Source organism: Microcoleus sp. MON2_D5, assembly GCF_036701905.1.
Classification (GTDB): domain Bacteria; phylum Cyanobacteriota; class Cyanobacteriia; order Cyanobacteriales; family Microcoleaceae; genus Microcoleus.
In genome coordinates this window covers 1-6,788 of record NZ_JAUBRM010000165.1, presented here as the reverse complement: position 1 = coordinate 6,788, position 6,788 = coordinate 1, and the positions used below count along the sequence as shown (strand labels likewise).

The following is a 6,788-nucleotide window of genomic DNA, read 5'->3' as shown; positions in this document are numbered from 1 at the left end:
GAGGTACTGGAATAATAATGAATCCTCCTGTATTTATTGTTTTAAGCACTGCCTAGCCCTTAACTGAACCGTATTGTCTTCTACTGCTTGTATTTTTTTTCCTGACTGACAGTAAATAGCGGAATCTCTGGACACTTCAATGTTTTATTGTGTTTGCGGCGCAACCTCATCGTTCACGCCAGCGATAGTCCACAGGCACCCAGGCATAGCCCTGATTGTCCGCACGAATATGACCGACTCCTGGAAAAGACAGATGAGCGGCTGCGACGAGACGACGGGATGCTTCTGCATAGGCAAATTGTTTTCCCCGTTGCGCTGCTGCGGCATTAGGATCAACGTCAAAGTCGATCGTGATTTCGGGCTTCGGAAATTGAACCGAGGCGACGTGCACAATATCGCCCCAAAACTCGATACTCTCGCCTTTGCTTTCCACCCGAAAGAAACTGTGACCGGGCGTATGGCCTGGTGTGGGGCGTGCGGTAATCCCAGGTATAATCACCGTGTCGCCGGAAAACGGCTTCAGCTTGCCTATATCCAGATAAGGTTTGACTGTCTTAACTGCTTCGTTGAAATATCTTTGATAGTCTGGCGATCGCTTTGCATTAGCAGGGTTAAGCCAAAAATCTATGTCGGGTTTGCCGACATAGACCGTAGCAGCAGGAAACATGGGTTGACCACCTACAACCAAACCACCGCTGTGATCGGTATGGATATGAGTAATGAGAACAATATCGATCTCGTCGGCTGTATAACCTGCTGCCTGCAACGACCTCGGTAGCTTGCCGCCTAGTTCCCCAAACAATTCCCCTGAACCTGTGTCTACTAACACCTGGTTGTCTCCAGTATCGATAAGAAATACATTGATCGAAGTTTCAACAGGGTTTGTAACAAAGCTTTGATGCAGGAGGCGATCGACTTCTGCCTGGTTCGTATTGGTCAGGATGGGATGCAGATCCAGTGGCAGTGTGCCGTCGCTGAGGGCGGTAATTGTGAAATCGCCTAACTCGAATTGATAGACACCCGGCACTTGAGGTTTTACCGTTTTCTCTGTGCTAATTCCTGGAACCATCATTGAGGTTGTAATAATCAACACTGCGGTGATAACAGTTATGGCAAGTCTAAAAAACATATTCAAGATATCCCAGTGGTAATTAAAAATTGATGCAACATAAATTTACTTTGTAAAAGTTCACTCAATTGTACCACTCAAAATCCACCAATTAAGCGATAAGTTAAAGCGATTTTCTACTGGAGAGACTGGAGCAATACAACCTGGTGATGATTATGCTAGTGCCCCTAATGCTCTCAGTGTTGCTTTTTGAGGATTGGTCAATCCCTTGCGCTTAGAATATTCGGGGCGTTGCTGGATTGAGGGTAGGATAGAGAGCTATCCAGAATAACAAAAAAACCTCAACAGAGAATTAAAATCAATGGAATGTCGTGAATGTAAGTCAAGTCATATTCACAAGAATGTACACAAAAAAGGCAAACACAATTATCTTTTTGTTAACTGTGGTAGGCCATTTATAGACTGTTATGAAGCTCAGAAAGGATACGTAAAATACGAGCGAGTGAGATAAATATCGCTCGCTCGCTCCTATCATACCTTAATCCAGCAACTTCCATTATTTATATCTCATGTCCCGAGGTAATTGGCGACCGCTATAATTGATTTGTTCATCAATCGCTACGGGTTTGGACTACCAATTTAGAAATGAACAACAAATCGACAACATTAGCGAATCAATACTCGGGCATTGCATAGAATCAGCTCCAGTTCATAACCTGATTCTGGAACGCCGAAATAGCAAACCTGATCCGATAAACATCATGACGAAAAACGCATTCAGACCCAATACACCTAACACACCCATTGATGCTTCTACCGAGGTCACTTGGGGCTTTTTGATAATGAGTGCGATCATAGGAACCAATGCCTGAGCGAGTGCTGTTGCAAACAATGTACGTGCCATTCCCTGTGGCCGTAAACGCGCGATGGTGGTACCGAGGATTCCAATGGCGAGCACTCCGAAATACATCAGGTTAACGGGGTTGTCCTCAGACCCAATGATACCAACGGCAAGGTTCATCCAGACGAGGAGGAGCGCTGCCGCGAGTGCAATGCCTACAGCTACTCGATATGCCATAGTGCCCCCCTTCCTCGCTACCAGTTCATAGGCGAGACCCGTGCCAAAGATGAGGGCACCGGCGACAATGAAGTCGGTCAGGTCCCACACTACTTGATCGGTAAACAGCATCGCTAACAAGGGCACCAGCAATATGAATGCTGTCCCGAGTGCAAGGTGAATAATGTTTTTGTTTTGCATAAGGATATATGTTATGTTCTCTGTCATAATTCCCGCGGATGTTTCGAGGAACAGCCAAATAGCATAACCAAATAATCCTCGTCCTTCCTCTGCACGCTCTCGGAGAAGATCGGTGAAAGTTTGCTTCATTTCCTCGCCGAAGCGCTCATAGTAAGGCTTTGAGTAGAGACGAAGTAGTTTTGCATACCAGTTTCCGTATCGTCGTATTAAGCGTTTGTTCATATGTCCTACGCAAAAGTATTCGGAAAGATCCGTTTTTGTTGAGCAACCATCAGAACTTCGCGGTATCGCTCCAATTCCGCAGCAAGTGCTTTTTTACCGAGCCCGGTGATTTGGTAGTAGATCCGCCGCTCGTCGTCCATTTTTTGGTCTATCTTTTTGTCACTCTCACGTATCAATTCGGCCTCAATCATGCGACCAATCGAGCCGTAAAGCGTTCCAGGTCCCATCTTTACCTTTCCCTGTGAATCTGACTCGACCTGCTTCATGATTTCATAGCCATGGCGCTCCTGTGTCGAGAGTGCCAGAAGGATATGAAACACTGCTGGAGTAAGGGGTGTATTGGTTGTTTTCTTTTTAGTCATACCTCATACTATATCCGTTACGGATATATGTCAATACGAGGCTAAAAGTCTGAAAAAATCACGCTTCACAATAAGTTGGAGCTTAACTCAAGGAACTTGCGTGGGCTAAATGGAATGTCTGTTAAAGAATGAGAACAACGAGGTAAATGTCGAGTCAGTGCCTTCGTTCCCTTGAACCCAACCCATATTGATTGAGGAGGAATCCCATGAGCACAATCACAACGCAAGATGGCACACAGATTTACTACAAAGATTTGGGTACAGGACAACCCATTGTCTTCAGCCACGGTTGGCCTTTGAATTCTGATAGTTGGGAAGCTCAAATGCTCTTTCTAGCAGACCACGGATTTCGGGCGATCGCTCATGACCGTCGGGGACATGGGCGATCGAGCCAACCCTGGAACGGAAACGAGATGGATACCTATGCTGACGATCTCGCGACGCTGATTGAAACGCTAGATCTGAGCGGAGCTACCTTAATTGGTTTCTCTACAGGTGGCGGTGAAGTTGCCCGATATATCGGTCGCCACGGCACAGCGCGAGTTGCAAAAGCCGCACTGATCTCCGCTGTTGGGCCGCTGATGCTGAAGACAGAGAATAATCCAGACGGACTGCCGATTGAGGTATTCGATGGGCTTCGCGCTGGCTCCCTGGCTGACCGTTCGCAGCTCTATAAGGATCTCGCTAGCGGCCCCTTCTTCGGCTTCAACCGTCCGGGTGCCAAAGTTTCGCAGGGCATGATTGACTGGTTCTGGTTCCAAGGAATGCAGGCAGGACACAAGAACGCCTTCGACTGTATCAAGGCATTCTCTGAGACAGATTTCACTAAAGATCTCAAAAAGTTCGACGTGCCGACGCTGATCATCCACGGCGATGATGATCAGATCGTGCCGATCGGTGCTGCTGCTCTAGCGGCCGCCAAACTGGTGAAGCATTCCACCCTGAAAATCTATCCCGGCGCCCCCCACGGTTTAACCGACACGCACAAGGAACAACTCAACAACGACCTTTTATCGTTCCTAAAGGACTGACACCGGACGTTGAGGTGAGACATCTTTCTCAGAGTAGCGAGTCTGGGTTGGCAACGTTGGTGGAGGAGATCAAACAGTTGGGTGGAGAAGCGATCGCCACGCGAAACTGGAACGTTTAATCTTCACTCGTATCAATTTTAAAGCAGAGGTAAGAATGATCACACTTGAGAACAAAGTCGCTTTAGTCACTGGAGCCACGTCAGGAATCGGTAAAGCGACTGCTCTGGCACTGGGAACCGCAGGTGCAAAGGTTGTTTTTTCAGGCAGACGCGACCCAGAAGGAGAGGCAACCGCTGCAATGATGCGTCATGCTGGCGCTGAATGTTTATTTGTACGTTCAGATGTATCAAGTGAGGAAGATGTCAAAGCGTTAGTGCAGAAGACAATTGAGACTTACGGACGCCTCGATTGTGCCTTTAATAATGCAGGGATTGATCTACCTCCAAAACCCCTGCATGAACAATTGATCGAAGACTTTGACAAACTCATGGCAATCAACGTGCGGGGACTCTTTTTGTGTATGAAACATGAGATTGGGCAAATGCTGTCTCAAGGATCTGGAGTGATTGTTAACAACTCCTCAGTCGGAGGTTTAGTTTCGTTTCCAGGGGTATCTATTTACAGCGCGAGTAAACATACGGTCATGGGGCTGACACGAGGGGCAGCGCTCGACTATGCCCAACACGGTATTCGGATCAATGCGATTAATCCTGGCTTGATTGCGACTGAGATGACGGATCGCTTCACTGACAGGTTGGGCAGCACGGCAGATGGTTTAGCGTCTATGGTGCCAATGGGACGCATGGGTCAGGCAGAAGAAATCGCTAAAGCCGTGGTTTTTCTCTGCTCTGATGCTGCCAGCTACATTACTGGTCAACCTCTGGTAGTAGATGGCGGATTCACAGCGAGCTGATCAAGATGATCAAAATCAGGGCTACTATCTCGTCGAGGAGGCGTTGACCAGTTTCCGCCAAATCCGTTGATGAAAACCCTGAAACCGCCAACATCTGAGCCTCTCGCTAGCGGCAGTCGCTGTGAAGCATTCCACCCTAAAAGTGTATCCAGGCGCACCCCACGGTTTAACAGATACGCACAAGGAACAACTTAACAAAGACCTTCTATCGTTCCTCAAGGGCTGACACTAGACGTTGCTGTGAGACATCTTTCTCAGAGGGATGAACCCCGGTGTAAGCATTGGCAATTATTCGCTGCAAGGATTGTGGACTGTATTCAAAGAAATTCAATTTTAGGAGTAGAACCCATGAAATTAAAGCCGATCAGTCAGCAAGTAGTCGCCATCGTTGGCGCTTCTAGTGGAATTGGCAGAGAGACAGCCCTGCGGTTTGCCAAAAAAGGGGCAAAGGTTGTTGTTGCTGCTCGTAGCGAGTCTGGGTTGGCAACGTTGGTGGAGGAGATCAAACAGTTGGGTGGAGAAGCGATCGCCGTCATTGCCGATGTCAGCGAATTTGAACAGGTGAAAGCGATCGCCGATCAAACAGTTGCAGTTTACGGACGACTCGATACCTGGGTGCATATCTCTGGAACCAGCATCGTTGCACCGTTTGACCAAATCACACCGGAAGAATTTAGAAGAGTCATTGATGTCAACCTGAATGGACAGGCGTATGGCGCAATGGTGGCTCTACCGCACCTCAAAAAAGAGGGAGGTGGCGCACTCATTCATGTTTCCTCATTAGCAGCAAGAGTTCCGTTTCCATTACAAAGTCCCTATGCAGCTTCCAAGCACGGCGTAGCAGGCTTTTTAGATTCCATGAGAATTGAATTGCAGTACCAGAAACAGCCGATTAGCGTCACTAATGTGATGCCGGCCATCACAAATACCCCCATTTTCAACAAAATTCGGACGAAAATGGGAGTAGCGCCGGCTGGATTACCGCCTTACAACAAACCCAGCACCGTTGCTGATGCCATTTTATATGTGGCCCAGCATCCTACCCGTGACTTTGTTGTGGGTGATATGGGGCGAGTATTAGAGATGCTGCAACGCATTGCCCCGTCGATTATCGATCGCTTATTTCTCCAGGTTGGCTTTACCGCTCAACTGACAGGTGAGCCGAAATTGGCAGATGCACCGGATAACCTATATGCCCCAATCTCTGGTTACGACACCGTAGAGGGCGATTTCGGTAATTTGAGTGTACCCAGCTTCACGGATTGGCTAGATAGAAACCCGCCATTCAAATGGGGTACGGTAGCGATTGCCGCCGCTTTCGGATTTGCTGCCGCGTTAAGTGGATTTTCAGGGTAAAGACCTTTAATTAAGGTATTAGGTTCTGCCCACATTCTGTTTCACGATTAACTCAAAAGATTGACGGGGTGACGATTAGCAAGGAAACACAAAGTCTTAATAGGCCTTGGGAGCAAGAGTACGGGTATTCCCCGACCGTGAAAGTTGGGGACACCATCTCTCTGGGCAGGTGAGTCATGATGACATGGACAATAGTGAATTGTTCATAAACAAGGAGAATTAATCATGGTAACAACTACTCGCATTTATCAATTTCATCAGTACGGTAGTCCAGAAGTTTTGCAACTAGATACGGTTCCTCTACTTGAACCAGACTCTGGGGAAGTGCGCGTTCGGGTGCAGGCAATGAGTTTGAATCGTGCTGGTAAGGATTCAGGTCTAAAAACTTGCGGCTCCAACGCTTGTCTGGCAAGGGTTTTAGGGCAAAATAAGGGTTTTTGTCTTTCGTGGTTGATTGTCAATAAAGGACGAAAAACTGTCATTTTTTGTCATTTATTGAGAATAGAGATTTATTTAGCATCAAGCTCCAGATCTAAAGTCTTTGCCCAGCAAGGAGTTCAGTGACCTGAATCCTTAC

Annotated in this window: 7 protein-coding genes; 4 read left to right on the top strand and 3 right to left on the bottom strand. The window is 47.4% G+C overall.

Annotated elements, in window-relative coordinates; all coding sequences use genetic code 11:
• Positions 1-166: 166 nt before the first annotated feature.
• From QUA47_RS29725 to QUA47_RS29710, 3 genes are all read right to left on the bottom strand, one after another.
• Entirely contained in the window at positions 167-1,129 is a 963-nt protein-coding gene (locus QUA47_RS29725) for an MBL fold metallo-hydrolase (RefSeq protein ID WP_333433462.1), read from the bottom strand.
• 649 nt (positions 1,130-1,778) lie between these two features.
• On the bottom strand, positions 1,779-2,549 hold the full coding sequence (locus QUA47_RS29715; RefSeq protein WP_333433461.1) for a hypothetical protein: 771 nt from the start codon (positions 2,547-2,549) through the stop codon (positions 1,779-1,781).
• A gap of 5 nt (positions 2,550-2,554) precedes the next feature.
• On the bottom strand, positions 2,555-2,911 hold the full coding sequence (locus tag QUA47_RS29710) for a PadR family transcriptional regulator (protein WP_333433460.1): 357 nt from the start codon (positions 2,909-2,911) through the stop codon (positions 2,555-2,557).
• Between the two features lie 206 nt (positions 2,912-3,117).
• Here QUA47_RS29710 and QUA47_RS29705 point away from each other — a divergent pair, with 206 nt between their 5' ends.
• The 4 genes from QUA47_RS29705 to QUA47_RS29690 all read left to right on the top strand — a co-directional run bounded on the left by QUA47_RS29705 (position 3,118) and on the right by QUA47_RS29690 (position 6,775).
• Positions 3,118-3,942, top strand: coding sequence for an alpha/beta hydrolase (locus QUA47_RS29705; protein ID WP_333433459.1), 825 nt, complete (start codon positions 3,118-3,120; stop codon positions 3,940-3,942).
• A gap of 154 nt (positions 3,943-4,096) precedes the next feature.
• Positions 4,097-4,855, top strand: coding sequence for an SDR family oxidoreductase (locus QUA47_RS29700; RefSeq protein ID WP_333433458.1), 759 nt, complete (start codon positions 4,097-4,099; stop codon positions 4,853-4,855).
• Positions 4,856-5,203: 348 nt separating this feature from the next.
• Positions 5,204-6,211: an SDR family oxidoreductase gene (locus QUA47_RS29695; protein ID WP_333433457.1), complete on the top strand. Its 1,008-nt coding sequence runs from the start codon at positions 5,204-5,206 to the stop codon at positions 6,209-6,211.
• Between the two features lie 225 nt (positions 6,212-6,436).
• Positions 6,437-6,775 carry a hypothetical protein gene (locus QUA47_RS29690; RefSeq protein WP_333433456.1) on the top strand — a complete coding sequence of 113 codons (339 nt, stop codon included), beginning with the start codon at positions 6,437-6,439 and terminating at the stop codon, positions 6,773-6,775.
• The last annotated feature ends 13 nt before the right edge of the window (positions 6,776-6,788 follow it).